This is a genomic window from Roseivirga spongicola (genome assembly GCF_001592965.1).
In the GTDB taxonomy this organism is placed as follows: domain Bacteria; phylum Bacteroidota; class Bacteroidia; order Cytophagales; family Cyclobacteriaceae; genus Roseivirga; species Roseivirga spongicola.
Genome location: NZ_LRPC01000023.1, coordinates 1 through 18860, shown reverse-complemented (window position 1 = coordinate 18860; position 18860 = coordinate 1). Strand labels below are relative to the sequence as shown.

The following is an 18860-nucleotide window of genomic DNA, read 5'->3' as shown; positions in this document are numbered from 1 at the left end:
TTTAAGGCTGTAAAGATAGCAGTACTATGAGAGTTGCGAAAAATTAATTGCGCTGAAGGATAACTCTTTTACTTTCCTCTCCACCTTCATGGGTGATTCTGATAATATATAAACCACTAGAAACTGGTTGTTCTTGGTTGTTAGTTCCATTCCAGAAAAAGTCATTCTCTCCCTGAAAAGCTAGACTACTAGTGATGCGCTTTACCTCGTTTCCATTGGTATCATAAATTCTCATAATAACGAATCGAGTATCAGGGGAATTGATTTTGATCAATACTTTTTCAGAAAAAGGGTTCGGATAGACCGTTTGAACTTCAAGTTTGTCTACCTCTACAAGGTTATCATTTTGCACAACTGAAGCAATCTGTGAAGTATACAAACCACCTCCATGAGTGGCTACTGCAATTTTACCATCTACCTGACGGTAATCGATCATATTGACAATAGTATTCCCTATACCCTCTGGAGATTCTTGTACCCAAACTGGTTCTACTCCTTCCTCAATAGATGTAGTAGAGAATAAACCTATACTCGTACCAGCATAATACTCATATCTACCTGATGTTTTCGGTACTATGGAAACCCACCTAACAGAAGGGCCTGTTCCTGCACCAGTTGGGTCTCCCTCTAGGTTGCCAGCAGCCATGTGAAAGCTCTCTCCCCCATCAACACTTCTATATATACTGTGAATATTATAGTTAGAAAAAGCTACCAGAATATGGTTTGCGTCTGTAGGGTCTACAGCAATACTCCTTATATATCCCTCACTGCTAAAAGATGAACTGGTAATCTCTGTAACCTCGTAAAGCTCACTATGAGCATTTTCTACCTTATAGAGTTGTCCGTTAGAAGTCCCAAAGTAAAGTATATTTCTAGGGTTGGTAGAGACTTGCAATGCACTTATAGTGCCGTCAGCTATTTCAGTTTCCTCTAATTTATCCCAGTTCACCGAGGTAGGCTGTTGAGAGCCTGACGGGATTTGAGACAAATTCTGGTTTCTCCAGATATGATCACCTCCTGCCAGATACATCCTATTGGCATAATTAGGGTCTAAAATATAAGGGTTAATAAAAAGATAAGATTGGGAAGGGTCGCTTCCTCCACCTATAGGATCTACTCTAGCAAAAGAGGTAAGCTGAGCCCTCTCATTCAGTGCAAGCCTGAATATTCTCGAGTTCTGAAATGACATGTAATAGTAAATCCCAAAGTCTGTAGTGGCAGAAAAGCCACCGTCTCCACCAATTACAGTCACCCCATTAGGGCCATTGTCTGTAGCTGTGTTAAAAGTGAGAATAGAGCCATTATCTTGAGTACCTCCAATAACTAAGTCTTCTGCCTGGTTTCTGCTAATTGCACCTGTGTAAAACTGAGTTGTAACATAACCATTGTTTAAAGAAATATATTCAACCTCATCAGCTAGGTTGTTTTCTGTTAAAAAGAGCCCGCCATCATTGGCAGAAATCATCTTATTCGGGTCACTTGGTAAGAATACAAGGTTATGCTGGTCTGGGTGGTGATTTTCATAAACAACTACATCTCCATCTTCGTCTAAAGCATAACCACCAATCCATTGAGTATTTTCGCTAGAAGTAAAACCATCAGTTGACCTGTATAAGTTAGTTCCTCCTACATAAACCACATTTGGATTTTCAGGATGAACACCTACTACCAGATTATATGATTCTTGAGACTCCAATTCTTCTATATCATCTCCCCCATCAGGAAGGTTGTCACCTAAATCAGTGAGCGCATCTGTAGAGGCGTTATACCTATACAGACTATAACCTCTATTCGCTCTATCCGATAAAAAATAGACAATGTTCGGATCAGAAGCCGAAGATGCTATTTCTGTTCTCTGCACAGGGCTAGAGTTCCAATTGGCTATTACAGACCAAGAGGCTCCATCATTTGACCTATAGACTCCTCCCTTAGATGAAAGATTACCACTTGAGTTTGTTACATTACTGAGTGTAGCGTAAAATACACCATTACCTGCCCTATGTATATCGGTATAAAATATAGCCTGAAGCTCATTAAGATCTGTAGACGAAGGTTGATTAAGAAAATTATCTCCCAATACAGTTGTCCACGTGTTACCTCCATCTGCCGACCGAACAATTCCTCCCCATACAGCTGCTAAAATCACATCTTCAGGAGAGTTAGGGTCTGTGGTTATATCCCACACATATTGAAAAGGAGATACAAAACCTGCCGGAGTTAAGCTTTGAGTAGATGTCAGTACCTGCCAAGATAAGCCTCCATCAACTGATTTAAAGATGCCGTCACCCCTAAAAGGTGCTCCAGGAGCTCTACCAGAGTTACCTACTAGCTCGCCTGTTCCATAATACCAAACATCTTCTTGGCCCGACCTTACATCTTGGGTAATTGCGGTTACACTTTGTATTTGATTTGGCGAGGTAGTTTTAGACCAAGACTGTCCGCCATTAGTTGAACGCCAGACTCCTCCTGAAACCCCTCCTGCTAGAATGGTATTTTCATTTCGAACATCTAAAGCTAAGGCCCTGGTTCTTCCTCCTATATTTTGTGGGCCAATTGATGTCCATTGATTTAAAACACTTAGGGCGTTAAAGTTATCGCTACCGGCAAGAGACTTCTGCAACCTCAGTTTTTCATTCTCGAATTTGAGTTGATTTAAGAACTTGAGCTCTTTGCTACGAATATCTTTAGGAACTTCACCCGTTTTTGGGTCGACCAGCATTTCTCTTTCGTAATCTGCTCTAGATTGAACATTTCCTTCCTGAAAGAAAGAAGCTTCAGGAGCAATCAGCTCTACAGATTCAGTTTCTGGTGAATGATTAGGCTTTAGAGAAATCACTGTGCAGGCTAATACATAGCACAGAATGGCACCTATTAAGAGGGACTGCTTTCTTATTATGGTCATTACTCAAATATAAATTAGAACCATTAAGGACGGGTAAATGGGTTTGCTAATTTCTTAACTTCTCAGTTTTACTAATCATTCTGCTAATAGAATCATTTTCTAGAAAGTAAGTCTTAGCTTCCTCTAACTTAACCCATTTCATGGAGTTAGACTCATGATTGATCTGAATTGTTTCGTCCATGTTTCCGTAAACCAAGAACCTAACATCATAATGATCGTGGCCCGGAATACCCTTACGTTCGGGAATAAAATGTATATCTAAATCAAAGATTTCGCCATCTGCCAGACAGATGTCTTTTAAGCCCGACTCTTCTGTAACCTCCTTCAAACAAACTCTACGCAATTCAGAGTCGCCATCGGCATGACCTCCAAGCTGAAGCCATCGGTTAAGTTTAGCATGGTGAGTAAGCAAACAATGAGTAAGCTCTCTGTTTACTAGCCAAGCAGAGGCCGTAAAGTGAGCATGGAGCAAGCTACGCTCGAAACAGTTGGGGTAATTGTTAAGCAAAAAAAGCATTCTCTCACGGAATGCCTTTTCTATCTCGCTGCTCGGCTCATAGGCCGTTAGCATATTTCTTAATACCTGTTTGTCAAAGTTCGGAGATGACGACATTGGCTTTATTCAACTTTTTCATTTCTAAATCGGAGATTATCTCTCCACCACCAGCATTGGTCATGTCGTCTTTCTCAACTCTTACGTAATATTCTTTCCTTGTAAGCTTTTTAAAAGTAACAACTCCTTTTTTGCTGGTTAATAAAGACTCTTGTACTGGGTTTTTCTCAGCTTTATAGTCTGCTGCGTTGGCATACAAGGTTACTCTGGCAGCAACTACCACATTCCCTAAATCGTCTACAACAGTAATTTTCAACTTAGTATTGAAAATTTGAGCCTGCGCTTCTGGCTTTATACCGACCGCAGCAATAGCTAAAAGTAGTACTACTAAATACTTTCTCATGTTTATGGTTTTATATCAAAGACTTTATCGAGTAAATCCTGAAAAGGTTCTGCTTCTGTATATTGGCGATCTTGATAGACATTTGCCATAAATTTTATATAACTGGGCTTTCTGTCTACATCAATCTTCTCAATGAGTACATTACCGAACCTCTGGTTTACAATTCCTGCCTCAAGTTCTTCTGAAATTGGCTTTAAATACCATTTTTCTATCGTTTCCTCATGACTCTCCTTGTCCAGAATTCTTCTATCTGCTTGAGCAATTTTGTAGCCATTTTCTAGAACTTTCTCTTTTAGGTAGTCGAAAATATTTCGAAAATTTTCTTTCCCTATGTTCTCATTATAACTGATAGCAAAGCCGTTGGCATATTTACTGTCTAGCAAATGTACATCTATCTCTGAAAGCATGCCTTGCTTTTTAAGATAGTAACCGCGTTCAATTTCCTTTAGCAAGTCTATCCCCTCCTCTGTGTGCAGCCATGCCTGATAGTTAGCCAACTGCTTTTCAGATCGCTCCAATACTTCGTGTATATAAGCGGCTTTTGAGGGCTGCTTACCGAAGAGTTTACCTACTACATCATCGAAAAAGCTCATAAATCAAAGGTAATGATAAGGCTTCAACTAAAAGACTTATTTGATAGTTCGTGAAAGTTTCAGAAAGCCGAATTCGTTGTAATGCAAATCTCCATGATCGATCAACTTAGAAAGCAAATTTAGAAAGAGTGTTTTGTCTGAAGGGTCTAACACTCTCACCATTTCATCTTCATTGAAGTCCTCATCTTTAGCTAACAACTCTAGTATTTGCTTTTTGTAATGAACTCGATGATAGCCGTCCTTTTCGTGCTTATGTCGGTTCAGACAGTTGTCGCATACCTCACAGTTTTTATAATCCTTCTCTCCAAAATAAGCCAATAGCAACTTGGTTCGGCAGTCTTCTTCATTGTGCAGGTAAGAGATTACCGACTCCATTTTATCTAGCTTCAGCTTTCGCTTAGCATTTAGTGCTTTTTGGTCGAGTCCTAATTTATCAGGGGCTTTCCTAGGGCTAAGAAAACTCAGCTGTGGCTTTTCCTTTTGCTCATTGTATTCTACAATCTCTCGTTGACTCAAATGCTTTAAGCTAGCGCGAAGTTGGCTTACACTTGTGCCCAAAAGAGCAGAAAGGTTGTTTTCTTGAAGACTAACGAAGTTCTGATATAGCTCCCCGCCATGAAGTCTTAGTAGTGCTTTTATTAGCGGATCGAACTGAGCATTGGCTATCTGAAACTCATACAACTTTCGCTGGTCAATCCTGAATTTGAGTTTACTTGGGCTGAAGAAAGACTCTGAGAGCGTGATGAGCCCCTGTTCCTGCAGCACTTTAACCGCATTGAATATCTCTAGTGGATGACGTTTAAAGCGTTTCGAAAATTCATCAAAATCAAAGTCGAAACTTTCCTGAGGCCAGCTACCAACAGCCAATTGGTAGTAATTTCCAAGCATTTGATAAACCTCCTTGAGCGTATCTAAATCGGGTAAAGACTGTTCTGTTTTTCGTCTTATATGCTCAATATCGGCCTGATTGCAAATGACTACAGCAAAAGCCTTTTTCTCATCTCTTCCCGCACGGCCAGCTTCCTGATAATAGGCCTCCAGATTATCTGGCAAATCCATATGCGCCACAACTCGTACATCGGGCTTATCGATTCCCATTCCAAAAGCATTGGTAGAAACAATGACTCTGGTTCGGTTGTGAATCCAGTCCTCTTGCCTAATATTTCTCTCCTGAAAGGTTAGGCCAGCATGATAGAAATCCGCTGAAATATGATACTGACTTAGCATTTGAGCAACTTCCCTAGCATGCTTTCTAGTACTTACATAAACCACTGCAGAACCCTGAATCTTTTGCAGAACTTCGAGCAGCTTTCGCTCTTTGTGTTCTTCATACCGAACAGAATATGAGAGATTAGGACGTGCAAAACTTTTTGTAAAAACCTTGGCCGACTTGAAATTCAGTCGTTTCTGAATATCCTCTCGCACCTTTGGGGTTGCCGTAGCAGTGAGAGCAATTACAGGCGTCTTGGGCAAAACCTCTCTCAGGTCGGCTATTTCCAAATAAGCGGGTCTGAAATCATAGCCCCACTGAGAAATACAGTGCGCTTCATCTACAGCAATAAGGCTTACACCGCGTCTATCGGCTACTTTCCTAATACGCTCAATGAAAATCTCGGTCTTCAACCTTTCTGGTGAACAATAGAGAAACTTGAGGTCGGAATTGGCCGCATTATCCAAGAGGTAATCAATCTCTCTTTTGGTTTGCCCTGCATGTAATGCAGCAGCAGAAATCCCCCGTTTTTGTAGTTGCTGTACCTGATCTTTCATCAGAGCAATAAGAGGAGAAATCACTAAACACAATCCATCCATTGCCATGGCCGGCACCTGAAAACAAATGGATTTACCTCCACCCGTTGGCAGCAGGGCCAATACATCATTTTGCTCAATTACAGCCTGTATTATATCCTCCTGCAGCGGACGAAAAGCATCGTATCCCCAGTATTGTTTAAGGATGTCTATTGGCTGGTTCATTTTTTTTGAATATAGTGATCGGTTGATCAGAAAATGGTTAATCATCTTAAAAGCCTATGGGTGCCCCTAAGAACAGATAAGTCTAACTATTTAAGGAATTGTGCCATATTCAGCAACTGAATTACTTTATAATATTAAGTGTTGTTTCTAAAGATAAATCACTAAAGTTTGCCGTTGTAGCTACCTTATAATAATCCTTGCCAACCTCGAGAATGGTAACAGTCAAAGTATCTCCTTCATTACCTAACAAAGAATCATCTCCACTTAAAACTTCCGAATTGAACAGTTGATATTTACAGTTGTCCAACCACTTTAATGAGTACTTCATTTTTATTCCCGATTTCTCATTGTATTCAACTTGATTCTTTTCGGTTCTAGTGATCAGAAAGTCTCCAAATTCTTCTGACTTCAACACAAACTCACCAGTCCTGACTGATTGACAGTTGTCTTGAGAAAAATTGGAAATACTGAGGAAAACCAAAAAATAAAAGACTGCCTTCATATGTTTATCGTTTTTAGCTATCGTTTAGGCACTAAACGAACCCAAATACAAGCCTGAGTGTATTTATGGTCTCAGGGTGACCCTAAGACCAGATTCGGTTTTGGAATCCAATATTTACCCCAACCCTAAAGGGTGAAAGATAAAGCTTCTACTCCATCCAAGTCCCCTTTAGGGGATTTAGGGGTCACCAGCTAGGCTTCTCTTTATTTAAGAAAGATGAAATTCCTTTCTGACAATCTTCTGAGGCTCGGGCTTTGGCATTTTGTTCTGCAGCGTGATTCAAACCATCTTCTAAACTCATTTCTTGAACCCCAGCAATCATTTGCTTGGTGAACTGCATAGATTGGCCAGAATTCTTCTTTACTAACTTCTTAGCAAAATCGCTTACCGTTCCATCCAACTCATCTTCTCCAACCACCTTATTCACAAGACCGAAATCTTTAGCTTCTTCTGCGGAAATCAGATCACCAGAAAGCAGCAATTCTTTTGCTTTTCCTTCTCCAATCTTTCTCAACAAAAACACTTTAACTATAGCTGGAATAAACCCGATTCTTACTTCGGTATAGCCAAACTGAGCTTCTTGAACAGTGAACGAAAAGTCGCAAACGGTAGCCAATCCACAACCACCTGCAATAGCATGACCTTGGATTTTAGCAATGACAACTTTCGGATGAGTGTAGATTTGGTAAAACAATTCTTTCAAGTGATTAGAGTCGGCTAAATTTTCTTCAAAAGTATTCTTCTGAAGCTGTTGTAAATAGGCCAAGTCTGCACCTGCACAAAAGGCTGAACCTCTAGCAGCCAAAACAATCACCTTGGCGTCAATATCTTCAGCGGCATAAGCAAATGCCTGCTTCAATTCACTCACAACCTGCTCGTTCAGAGCGTTTCGCTTGTCAGGCCTGTTGAGGGTTATGGTACAAATTCTGTCTTTTACCGAATATTCAACAAATGTCATTTTCTCCATAGACTGCTAAAATAGCCATTGGCACTGACTTGGTGTATATCAACTCGGTTTTCCTTAGCCTCTTCCAGTAAACTTCTTTGAGTGTAGAATGAATTAGACTTATCCAGAATAATCTGATCGGCTAAAATGAATGCTTCTAACTGTTTCAAGCTTTTAATCGCATTGTTAGAAATGATAAGAAAATCAACTTCTATCCGGTCGAAGTCAAAGTCGCCAAGTGGGCTGTTCAACCAAAGGATTGATTTTCCATCAAGTACTATAAGTTCGCCAAAAGGGAGTTTGGTATGTGGAACAGCTAATTCATCTTCCGTTATTTGCTGCTTCACCCCAGACATTAGCCTTTTTCCAGATAAGCTGAACTGTTGACTTTCAGGATCGTTCAAAAACTCATCATTGGCAAAAACTCTCCCCTTAAAACCAGTACGCAGATCTATTACTGAATGATTAGAAGCATTCAACACAGAAAGCTCTAGCGAATCTGAGTAGGAGCTAAAATGGGCAATCTGCGAAATACCGAAAGCCAAGGCACAGCTCAAACCTAACTTCAAATAGGCACCCTTCTTAGTTACCAAAAACAGAATTGTTCCACCTAAAACAGCATATACTAACCATGTATCTAGTATGGAAAAGTAAACGCCATCGATAGTGCTGTTTGGAAAGCCGCTGACTTGAGATACCAACCAATTCACCAAGCTGACCAGTCCTCCTAAAACAATTCCAAATAATGCTGCAATGGCTGGAGCAAAAGAAAGAGCTAAGAGTATCAGTCCACCAATCAGAATGGCAAAGGCAGCAGGAATGATGAATAAGTTGGAAACCAGAAAGTAAGTTGGGAATTGATGGAAGTACAGCATACTTAAGGGGCCTGTAGCTAATTGGGCCGCAATTGACACACAGGTTATCGTCCAGACTTTGTCTAGAAAACAGTTGTCAACTTGCCATAGTCCATAGACTTTTGGGTGCAAGTATACTATTCCGAATACTGCTAGAAATGAGAGCTGAAAGCCAACACTCATAATGAGGTAAGGATTGTAAAGCAGCAATGCCAAGGCAGAAAGAGATAGCGTATTGTAGATATTTCCCTTCCTAAAAAGTGCACGCCCCAAGGCCACAAAGGAAAACATGGTAACTGCCCTAAGCACCGAGGGTGACAGACCTGTGAGTAAAGCGTAAGTCCAAAGAACCAGAATACTAATAGCGGCCATCCACCATCTGTACTTTCTTTTGTGGAGCCCAACAGCCTTCAGCACCCAAAATATGATTCCGAAAATAATCCCAACGTGCAAACCCGAAACAGCCAGCACATGCATGGCACCGGTTGCAGAAAATGATTGAATCAATTCATTATCCAGCTCATCTTTCACACCGAGAACCAAGGCTAACACAACTGCTCTAGACTTTGGATTTTCTATATACTGGCTTAACTGGGCTACACAGACTTCTCTAATTTTTATAGCTCTTGCCACAAACCAATTGGGTTCAGCATGGCCTATTACATCAAAATCATCACCGACAAACTGCTGAAAATGAATATTCTGGTATGCCAGATAGTTTCTATAATCGAACTCGCCCGGGTTGGCAGGAGGAGTGGTTTCATTCGGAGTTCCATCAATTAGAAGTAAATCGCCATAAGAAAGAGCTACCCCCTCCTCTTTTGAGAAATAGCCATTTACTCTACTTTCACTTTTTACCCAACCAGAATCATTGAGCAATTCATAAACCTCCAAAACGGCTCTTGCCGAATTTTTCTTTTCCTCTGGTTCACTAATCAATTGCGCTTTGTAAGCCTTGGTTGACTCAAAATCTCCTTCATCATCTACCAAATAGAAATCTAACCTGTAGGCCCCTAAACTAAAGAGCAACACAAAACTTAGAATTGCCAATACCCGCTGATATTCAAGTGAATTCTTAAATAGCAGCAACAGATAACCAAGGATAACGGCAAAAAGCAGTAGTTCCGGTACTAGGACAACTTCGCCCAAGTAATGCCTAGAAACAATACCTAGAGCAAAGAAAAAAGTGAAGCGAACAAATGGAAACCGCTGAAACATTGTGTTGTTGCTTATTGATGCAGTAAACTCAACTTTACTCAGTTATTAAACCATTAATCACTCTTAAACTTAAAGCAATATTGAGTTCACAGCCTGTTGAATTTAGTGAATTTACTTTGAGCAAAAAATAAGATGGAGCTCTACGACTACCTCAACCAGTCATCAGCCTACGACTTAAAAGCTGTAATGAAGGAATACACTGTTCCCAAAGGGCATTCTATCTATACGCCTGGAGCATCTACCCATTATATGTATGAGGTGGTTAGTGGCGCTGTAAAACTTGGCAGCTATGGCAACCAAACCCAGAAAGTAACCTACGACATTCTTCCCCCTTCATTTACTTTTGGTAATTTGAGGTATTTAGATGGGCAGTTTTTTGAGTATGCCGAATCTATTATGCCTACCACTTTAAGAGCTTATCAGCTCGATTTTTTCAAGCGAATCATTGAAGAAGACCCAGTGGCTTCTGCTTGGTTTAATAGAAAAGTGGTAAGAAGATGGTGCATTGCAGAAACTCGTCTTTTCAAAATTCGTGGTCTAGACAAAAAAGAGAACCTCAAATCGATTATTACTGAGTTAAATACCGTTGTAAAAGATGCCTACGGCAGAACTAGAAACCTACTAAGTGAACTCAGTATGCAAGACTTGGGAGATCTTTCGGGCATGACCCGACAAACTGTGAGCACACAACTTAAGCAGTTAGATTTAGGGAAGAGCATTATCTTGAAAAAGGCGTTGTAAAGGTTAACAGACTGCCCAAAGTCTAGCTGCTCTGGAGCAGTCTGTACAACAACCTAATCGCTCTTATTTTTGCTTGAGAATACCCGGAAGTAATACTCCATCTGGTGCTTCAAAATCTAGCTGAAGCAGCTCTGAAATTAGAGGCGCTACATCTTCCAAGCCCATAATATGGATGGTCTTCCCTTTCTGCACTCCAGCACCAAAGGCTACAAAACCAGTTTCAATCTGCTTGAATTCAGGAAAATAACCGTGGGTACCTCCCCCGCCAGACACTACATCGTTTCCAGTAGCCGATGACGACATGGCCACTCCTGGAATTGGTGCAATACCAAAGGAAGCATTCGGGTCTGCCCCTACTTGGTTAAGCTCTTCTTTCTCTACTATTCTGAAAAGCTTTTTAGTTCTTTCTGGCAGTGCTTCTATTGCAGCTCTTACTTTCTTTAAAGTGGCTTGATCATTCTTGTCTTTTAAGTGTAAAAAGGCCGATGCCCCAGAAGTATGAAAAGCAGCCTTCCAGTTACCTCTGTCTTTCTCTTTTCCTATTAATCCCTCTTTCTGCAGCCATACATTTGGAGCTAACCTTGTATGAACATCAACAAAGCCATGGTCTCCCGATACTATGATGGTAGTTCTATCGGCAATACCAGCTCTTTCGGCTGCTTCCCAAATCTTACCGATGGCTCTATCTGCAGCAGCAAGTGCAAAAGCTACCTTTTCACCATCTCTTCCTCCTTCATGCTGAAAGTGATCAGTTGCAATAAGATGCAAGGTCATCAGGTTTGGCTTATACTTCTCTAGCACATAAGCAGCCATTTCACCAGTTCGGTCTTCACGGTTCATATAATCACCGTTGAAGGTTCTCTGATTTAACTTTCCAGTTACTTCTAACTCTAGTTCTTCTAAAAATCCATCAGGCACATCTTTGTCCCTCATAGGTTGAATTCTGTCGCTTCCACCTTCTAAATACCAAAACTCTGGCAGGTTATAATCAATAGGCGCATCTACTGAAACTGGCCAAATGAATGAGGCCGATTTCATTCCCTTTGCTTTAACAGCATCCCACAGAGTTGGCACCTTTATTTGGTTTTCGAACCAATACCAAGCACCTGTTTGGCCGTTCTCTTCGAATGGAGAGTTATAAAAAACACCATGTCGGGCTGGCTTGGCCCCCGTAATCAAAGTGGTGTGAGAAGGATATGTAACTGTAGGAAAAACACCCCTTACTCCTTCGGCCTTGGCTCCATTTTCGGCCATATACTTAAGGTATGCAGCTGGCCATTTTTCTTCCATATAAAAATCTGGCCTAAAGCCATCTATGGAAACCAAAACCACATGGTCAGAAAGTCGCTCTTGAGCACTTGCTGCAAAGCTGGCCAAGAGCGTTAAAATGAATAATACTTTTTTCATGAATAATATGATTAGCAAAAGCAGGTAGACTTATTCGTCTACCCGCCTTTACACTATGAAGAAAACTAACTAATTACTGACCGAAGGTGTATTTCAGGCCAAGCTGAAGCCTCCAAGGCGTTCCGCTTATTGGCTCGTTGGCCGAACCTGTTTGCACTGAATACTCATAGGCATTGGTTGCCTGATCGAAACCGGTGATTCTCATCAATTCACGGTTTCTTCCATAATTGTGGGTATTACCTTTAGACTTGTTCAAGAAATTGGCAAAGTTGAATAGGTCGGCAGAGAATTCTAAACCATGACCATGAGGCAACTTAAACTTCTTAATCAACCTTAAGTCTATGTTCGCAAAGAATGGGTTAACACCGGCATTTCTCTCGGCAAACCTTCCGAAATTATCTCTCAAGTAATCTTTGAAATGTTGTGGTACCTCAGGATCATCCAAAATCTCGTTGTAACCATTTCTAATAGCTTCAGGAGTTGCCGGATCATTCGGATCGAAGATATAGGCTTGGTCGTTTGAAAGGTTGAAGTCACCATTTGCACTTCTATTATTGTTGTCTACCACAAAGTTGAATGGAGTTCCACCAGTTCCTGTAATTGTAGCACCAAGCACAAAACCGTAGAACGAAGGAGTTGCAGCATTCACCACTAACTTCTCTCTAAAATTGTTGTCAGAGAAGCCATAGTTTAAATCTCTCGGATCTCCAGTAACAGGAAGGAAAGTTGAGGTATTTGCCACACAACAGTTGTAAGAAGAGTTGTCTTTAGATCTGTTCCAAGTGAAACTGGCATTTACGTAACCATCTTCTCCCACTCTAGCTGAACCAGAAACAATAAGGGCTTGCTGTCTAACAATACCCTCAGACTCAAGCACCAATGTTCTACCAATTTGATCAGAGATTCTGCTGTTTGTCCAGTCTGTAATACCGCCACTAGTAATAGTATTAGCAGGAACAAACACCTCTCTACCTTCAGGAGTAACAAAGTACGGCTGCTGAACTAAGTTGGCCTCTTGGTATACATAATTATTGGTGGTTTTACTTGCAATGAAGTTAACTGATACTGAATATCTATCATCGAAGTAGTGGGTATAATCCAAGTTCATTTTAGCAATAGTAGGCACTTCAAAATCATCGCCCACAGCATTGATTGTGCTGAATGGAGTCTGACCAGCAGGAACACCAGGAGCAGTACTCGGATCGTTTCTATAAGAATTGAAATCAGGAGTAGGCACATTGGCACCCGTTACGTCAATAGCACCTAATAAAGTACCTGAATTCTGAATGTTATTTACCTGAGCGTAATAGTGAGGCTGTGAGTTAAAAATACCTCCACCTAGCTTAATTACATCTGTATCTTTTCCACCAACATTCCAGATAGCCTGTAGCCTTGGCTGAATATTATCTAAGTCTGAAGGCTTGTTGTCTGTTCTGATTCCAAGTTCGTTAAACACTAGCGGGTTAAACTCAGCAGCTTCGCTGAAAATAGTAGCATCCCATCTCAAGCCAGCCGTTAAGTCTACGTCTGGGTGAGGCTGAAACTCTGCCTGGGCGAAAAGTGAAAGGTCATATACCGTTTGCTTTACCAAAGGCAAGCCCTGAAGTGGCACCTCTCTAGCATATCTGCTTGGCGTTAGGTTATCGAAATCATCTAATGAGTCGAAGAAGAACCTACCGTTTTGCTCATTGGAAAGTAAAGTTTCCAGATAAGTAATCATGTTATCTGTACCGAAAGTAAAGTTGAACTTTCCGCTTGTTAAATAAGCCGTGTTAGTAAACTGAACTTGCTTTTCTAAGTTAGTTTCTGGCGTAAAGCGTTGACCACCAATCTGAGCAGTAATTGTTCTGTTAGAACCATTTGGCAATACAGAGTTGATGTTTACAATAGCTCTTGGAATATTGGCTGAAGGCAACAATGGGCTAGCTTGGAAAGCTCTTTCAGCATGCTGATACTGTAGCTTAAACTCATTAGTAAAGTTGGCGTTGAAGGCAGAACGCAATGACAAGCCCAAAGTATTTTCTTTCGACTCAAAGTCTGACCAGCTCTCTCTAACTTCTATGCTTGAGTTATCACTAGTATTGAACGGTCTGAACCACTTGTTATAGTTGTTCTTGATGGTCAGTCTATGAATATCATTCAACTGCCAATCTATTCTGGCAAAGAATGTATTAGCTTCAGAGCTTCTTTCGAACTGACCTACTTGCTGATCGTCAGAAAGTCCATACTTATCTCTTGCAATTTGTAAGAACCTGTTCAGGTTAGCATCCGTTACACCCAATCTGTTCTCATCATCTTCAGTATTGATGTCGGCAATAAATAATGGCTCAGTAGCATCTTGCTGCTCATACACTGCAAAGAAGTGTACCTTGTCTTTGATTATTGGTCCGCCTACACTTAACCCATACTGAGTATTATTGAACTCAGCGGTTCTTTCGTTTTCTCTGATATCGAATTTATTCTGAAGGTTCTCATTTCTGTGGAAGACAAAGGCGCTACCAACAAAATCGTTAGTACCCGACTTGGTTACAGCTTTGATGGCTCCTCCACCCTGACGGCCTTGAGTTACATCATAATCGTTGGTAGAAACTTCGAAAGTACGGATAGCTTCTTGCGAAATAGTATAAGGACCACGGCCAATTTCACCTGCAGTAAGAGTGTTTCTAGCATTCAACCCATCGATAGTTACATTGGTTGAGGTTCTTCTCTGACCACCCAAGTTGATGCTTCCGCCTCCTTGAAGTGGAGAGAGGCTCACTAGGTTGGTAAAGTTTCTTCCTTCAGAGGGAAGGTTCTGAATTTGTCCAGCATCAATCAAAGTTCCCTCACCTTGTCGGTCTATGCTGGTTCTTAGCTGATCTGCGGTCACCACAAAAGTTTCCAAATCAACAGCCGACTCGCTTAATGTAAAGTTGATTTCCAGTTGGTCTCTCTGGTTGATGAAGAAACCTTCTTTCTTTTGAGTTCCAAAACTCACAAAGGAAACCGTGATTTCATAAGGACCGCCCAACGGTACTTGGCGGAAACGAAATTCGCCAGTGGCGCTAGTTAATGTTCCAGTTTCAAAGCCCGTAGCGGTATTTTTAAGCACTACGGAAGCTCCCGGAAGTGTAGTATTGTCGTCTGTTTTGACAACACCACGAATGTTGGCATCGGTAGCTTGACCGAATACCGAAGTGCTTATGCCAAATAACATAAGCAGCATCAGGGCACAAAAGGCCTGACTCTTCTTGATTAGGTTTGTTAGTCTCATAAGGATAGCATTTTGGTTCGAAGCTATCCTAAGTACTCTAGGCCGATATGTTAAAAATTAACATGCCGCCCTTAATTAACACAAGCATAAGAAAACTGTCAGATTGTTAACCCAACATTAATCCGACAGTAAAGGTGGGTTTAAGGTTGAAGGCTATTCTTTAGCCCTGAACCTTTTTCTGCATTTCGTAATGATCGATACCTACTTCATCGAACATTTCGCCAACTTTTTCAAAGCCAAAGCGGGTATAAAGGCCCATGGCCGCTACTTGAGAGTGAAGGTATATCAAAGTACCTTCCGCTAGGTCTTCCTTATCCAAGTAACCCAAAACGGTTTGCACTAATCTTTTACCAATACCCTCTCCTCTGAATTTCTCTAGAACAGCAAAGCGCTCAAGCTTTACGCCTTTAGAGGTGGTTCTAAATCTACACGTACCAGCGGGTTCGCCTTTTACATAGGCTATGAAGTGCGTGGCTTCTTCATCGAAATCATCGAACTCTTCTTCTTCCGGACAGGCTTGCCCTACAATGAATACTTCTCTTCTGATTTCAAAAGCTTCATCAAGCTCCTGCTGATTCTCTATTTTCTTTACTCTGATCACTTTTTTTAGTCGGTTTGTCGTATGCGTTTATAATCTCTTTAACCAATTTGTGTCTTACCACGTCCTTCGTATCCAACTCTACGGTAGCAATGCCCTTAACGTTTCTTAAAAGTCGCACTGCTTCGGCCAGCCCTGAATGATGATGACGAGGCAAATCTACCTGAGAACCATCTCCTGTTACTATCACCTTGGAGTTTGGTCCCATTCGGGTAAGAAACATTTTCATCTGCATAGATGTAGTGTTCTGCGCCTCATCTAAAAGTACGAAAGCGTTATTCAACGTCCTACCTCTCATGTAGGCAAGCGGAGCAATTTCTATGATATTATTCTCTTGATAGAACTTGAGTTTTTCGGAAGGTATCATTTCACCTAAAGCATCGTAAATAGGCCTTAAGTACGGATCTATCTTTTCCTTCAGGTCACCAGGAAGAAACCCGAGGTTCTCACCTGCTTCTACAGCCGGCCTGGTAATAATAATCTTTTGTACCTCCTTATTCTTCAGGGCTCTAACAGCCATTGCCACAGAAATGTAAGTTTTACCCGAACCAGCAGGCCCAATGGCAAACACTAAGTCGTTGTTATGCACCGCCTCAACCAACTTTCTTTGATTGTTGGTTTTAGGCTTAATTACATTGCCCCTGTTACCATAAACCAGTGTCTCATCACTAGCATCTTTGTCTAAATGACTGATTTCGCTACGTACGTAAGACCTAACGCTTTCTTGCGTTACTTTTCCGAATTTATGATAATGCTTTACCAATGACTGAACGATGTCATTGATCTGGATGATCTCAGAAGCACTTCCTTTTATCAATAGTTCATTTCCTCTTGAAACGATCTTGCTTTTTGGAAAAGCAGAGGCTACTTCCTTAATATTTTCATTCCCCACACCGAGGAAATCGACCATAGTAATATTATCGAGAGTTATAAGTTTTTCTACCAAATTTCAGATGCTTCTAAATGATTGTCTAAGCCTAAATTTTCAATACTTTTGCTATCACTAAATTATAGAATTAACGCCAAAAGCACATATGACCCTTATTACTTTCACTTCAGATTTTGGACGGAGTGACCACTACGTGGCGCAATATAAGGCGAGAATTCTATCGGAGTATTCAGAGGCTCAAGTGGTTGACATTTCTCATGAAATCAAAGCCTTCGATATTGCACACTTGTCATACACTGTTGGCTCAGTTTTTAGAGACTTCCCGAAAGGCACCATACACCTCATAGGAGGAAACAGCCGTGGCATCTATTTGGTTGCGCAGATTGAAGAACATTTGTTTGTTGCGCCAGATAATGGAGTACTCAGTCTTATTTCTGATCAAATAACTCAGGTTTATCAATTAAGGACTGAGAAAAACCCGAACAAGGAAATACCAGCCGCCATAGCCAAATTAGCACAAGGTGTAAAGCCAGAAAATATGGGTGAACCTGCTGCTGAATACAAGCAGTTTATGCGTAGAAAGTCAAGAGCCACTAAACAGGAAATTTCAGGCCATGTAATTCACGTAGATCATTTCGGTAACCTCATAACCAATATTGACAAAGTAGATTTCGATATTCTAAGCAGAGAAAGAAGGTACACCATCTTCTTTGCAAGAGAGAAAGTAAAACGAGTGCAATCTTCGGTAGACGAAGTAGACCCTGGAGATGTGTTTATTGTATTCACTGATGGAGAGCAATTAATGATTGGCATCAATCAAGGAAATGGAAGCCAACTGCTTGGTTTGGAATATGACAGCCCTGTAACTATTCAGTTTGAAGATTAATGACCCGGCCACTTCTGGTGTCTCAGCAAAAGAAATAATCATAGTGTAGACAAAAGTCTCGCTACCAAATAATTTAGACATGTTAGTACGCATAGTAAGAATGACCTTTAAGCCCGAAGAAGTTGATGCTTTCTTAGAACTATTCCACACCACTAAAGAGAAGATCAGAAACTTTGAAGGCTGTCAGCACTTGGAACTCATGCAAGACTTCAACCAAGATAATATTTTCGTTACCTACAGCTATTGGGAGTCTGAAGAGCATTTGAATCAGTATAGATTCTCACCTCTATTTGGTGAAGTGTGGAAAGCTACCAAAGCTAAGTTTGCCGATAAGCCAGTGGCGTTTTCTTCTAAGAAGGTGGTTGAGGTGTAATAAGTACGTCATAGCGGAAGAATAGGCCTTAAATTTAAAAAAGGGCCTATTCTATCCGGCATCTCACTATGGCTAGTGAGAAAAGAGATTCCGGAATTTTTCTTCCCCATTTTAATTTGAGCAGAAAAATTCCGGAATGACGATCAGATCAATTTTCCTTTACTTCAGTGTTGTTTAATAAAAAATCTTTATCCATTTTTGCACTCCCAATTTCAAGGGAGAAACGTTCTCCAAATGCCTTGGTGGCGGAATTGGTAGACGCGTTGGTCTCAAACACCAATGTCTTCGGACGTGCCGGTTCGACTCCGGCCCAAGGTACAAAAGCCTCGACATTGTCGGGGCTTTTTCTTTTTACCACTGAATTTATCGGAGAACTTACCCGATCTTTCCAACCTTGAGCTTGCCGAAAGATCTGCCCTATCGAATTTTCGTTTCAACACTATTTCTCTTGGCTGATCCCTCCGTTACGGTCGGGATGAAAAAGGATACCGCTTCTACGAAGCTCAGGATTCGGTCAAAACACTTTGGTTATGACATTGGGCTACGCTGTAGCCAGAAACGTGCTAATACAATTTAGTCTTAGAGCAAAGACCAATAGGCCGACTGCAAACCCTAGCTCCGCAGGATCTTAATGTTATAACAACCAAACTTAAAAGTAAAGTGAGTTCCAGAGGAGCGAAATGTCCAAACTATATAGACTACCTAATAATCACCAGCTTGCCGAAGTCGTTATTGAAGGCTTTGTCTTTACCTGTGCCGCGGTGGCCGAGG

General features: G+C 41.0%; 15 protein-coding genes and 1 tRNA gene. 4 read left to right on the top strand and 12 right to left on the bottom strand.

Translation table 11 applies throughout. The annotated features are described in order from the left end of the window. Window positions 1-43: 43 nt before the first annotated feature. From AWW68_RS11080 to AWW68_RS11045, 8 genes are all read right to left on the bottom strand, one after another. Window positions 44-2902: a T9SS type A sorting domain-containing protein gene (locus tag AWW68_RS11080; RefSeq protein ID WP_068220928.1), complete on the bottom strand. Its 2859-nt coding sequence runs from the start codon at window positions 2900-2902 to the stop codon at window positions 44-46. A 46-nt stretch (window positions 2903-2948) separates the two neighbouring features. Further along, window positions 2949-3515 (bottom strand): NUDIX hydrolase, encoded by a 567-nt coding sequence (locus tag AWW68_RS11075; protein WP_245660230.1) that lies wholly within the window; start codon window positions 3513-3515, stop codon window positions 2949-2951. Continuing rightward, a complete protein-coding gene (locus tag AWW68_RS11070) occupies window positions 3493-3858 on the bottom strand; it encodes a hypothetical protein (protein WP_068220922.1) in 366 nt (121 codons plus the stop codon). The genes AWW68_RS11075 and AWW68_RS11070 overlap by 23 nt, the downstream gene beginning before the upstream one ends. 2 nt (window positions 3859-3860) lie before the next feature. Beyond that, window positions 3861-4451, bottom strand: coding sequence for a hypothetical protein (locus tag AWW68_RS11065; RefSeq protein ID WP_068220919.1), 591 nt, complete (start codon window positions 4449-4451; stop codon window positions 3861-3863). A 36-nt stretch (window positions 4452-4487) separates the two neighbouring features. Further along, window positions 4488-6422 carry a RecQ family ATP-dependent DNA helicase gene (locus tag AWW68_RS11060; RefSeq protein ID WP_068220916.1) on the bottom strand — a complete coding sequence of 645 codons (1935 nt, stop codon included), beginning with the start codon at window positions 6420-6422 and terminating at the stop codon, window positions 4488-4490. A 121-nt stretch (window positions 6423-6543) separates the two neighbouring features. Beyond that, the gene (locus AWW68_RS11055) at window positions 6544-6924 is read right to left on the bottom strand and encodes a hypothetical protein (protein WP_068220914.1); all 381 of its coding nucleotides are present in this window, start codon (window positions 6922-6924) and stop codon (window positions 6544-6546) included. Between the two features lie 184 nt (window positions 6925-7108). After that, complete coding sequence (locus tag AWW68_RS11050) at window positions 7109-7882, bottom strand: enoyl-CoA hydratase/isomerase family protein (protein WP_089082293.1); 774 nt, start codon at window positions 7880-7882, stop codon at window positions 7109-7111. Further along, on the bottom strand, window positions 7879-9942 hold the full coding sequence (locus tag AWW68_RS11045; RefSeq protein ID WP_068220909.1) for a ComEC/Rec2 family competence protein: 2064 nt from the start codon (window positions 9940-9942) through the stop codon (window positions 7879-7881). The genes AWW68_RS11050 and AWW68_RS11045 overlap by 4 nt, the downstream gene beginning before the upstream one ends. A 132-nt stretch (window positions 9943-10074) precedes the next feature. Between AWW68_RS11045 and AWW68_RS11040 the strand changes: the two genes are divergently transcribed. After that, window positions 10075-10683 (top strand): Crp/Fnr family transcriptional regulator, encoded by a 609-nt coding sequence (locus AWW68_RS11040; RefSeq protein WP_068220906.1) that lies wholly within the window; start codon window positions 10075-10077, stop codon window positions 10681-10683. Between the two features lie 63 nt (window positions 10684-10746). Here the strand turns inward: AWW68_RS11040 and AWW68_RS11035 are convergent, their stop codons facing one another. The 4 genes from AWW68_RS11035 to AWW68_RS11020 all read right to left on the bottom strand — a co-directional run bounded on the left by AWW68_RS11035 (window position 10747) and on the right by AWW68_RS11020 (window position 16887). Further along, window positions 10747-12090, bottom strand: coding sequence for an alkaline phosphatase family protein (locus tag AWW68_RS11035; RefSeq protein ID WP_068220904.1), 1344 nt, complete (start codon window positions 12088-12090; stop codon window positions 10747-10749). 73 nt (window positions 12091-12163) lie between these two features. Next, window positions 12164-15343 carry a TonB-dependent receptor gene (locus AWW68_RS11030; RefSeq protein WP_068220901.1) on the bottom strand — a complete coding sequence of 1060 codons (3180 nt, stop codon included), beginning with the start codon at window positions 15341-15343 and terminating at the stop codon, window positions 12164-12166. A gap of 160 nt (window positions 15344-15503) precedes the next feature. Beyond that, on the bottom strand, window positions 15504-15944 hold the full coding sequence (locus AWW68_RS11025; RefSeq protein ID WP_068220897.1) for a GNAT family N-acetyltransferase: 441 nt from the start codon (window positions 15942-15944) through the stop codon (window positions 15504-15506). Continuing rightward, complete coding sequence (locus AWW68_RS11020) at window positions 15904-16887, bottom strand: PhoH family protein (RefSeq protein WP_068220894.1); 984 nt, start codon at window positions 16885-16887, stop codon at window positions 15904-15906. Before AWW68_RS11020 ends, AWW68_RS11025 begins: the two co-directional genes overlap by 41 nt. 88 nt (window positions 16888-16975) lie before the next feature. On the opposite strand from AWW68_RS11020, the gene AWW68_RS11015 reads away from it, so the two are divergent. From AWW68_RS11015 to AWW68_RS11005, 3 genes are all read left to right on the top strand, one after another. Then, complete coding sequence (locus AWW68_RS11015) at window positions 16976-17716, top strand: SAM hydrolase/SAM-dependent halogenase family protein (RefSeq protein ID WP_068220890.1); 741 nt, start codon at window positions 16976-16978, stop codon at window positions 17714-17716. A 79-nt stretch (window positions 17717-17795) separates the two neighbouring features. Beyond that, window positions 17796-18089, top strand: a complete 294-nt coding sequence (locus tag AWW68_RS11010; protein ID WP_068220887.1) for a putative quinol monooxygenase — start codon at window positions 17796-17798, stop codon at window positions 18087-18089. Window positions 18090-18325: 236 nt separating this feature from the next. Then, window positions 18326-18407, top strand: a tRNA-Leu gene (locus AWW68_RS11005). The last annotated feature ends 453 nt before the right edge of the window (window positions 18408-18860 follow it).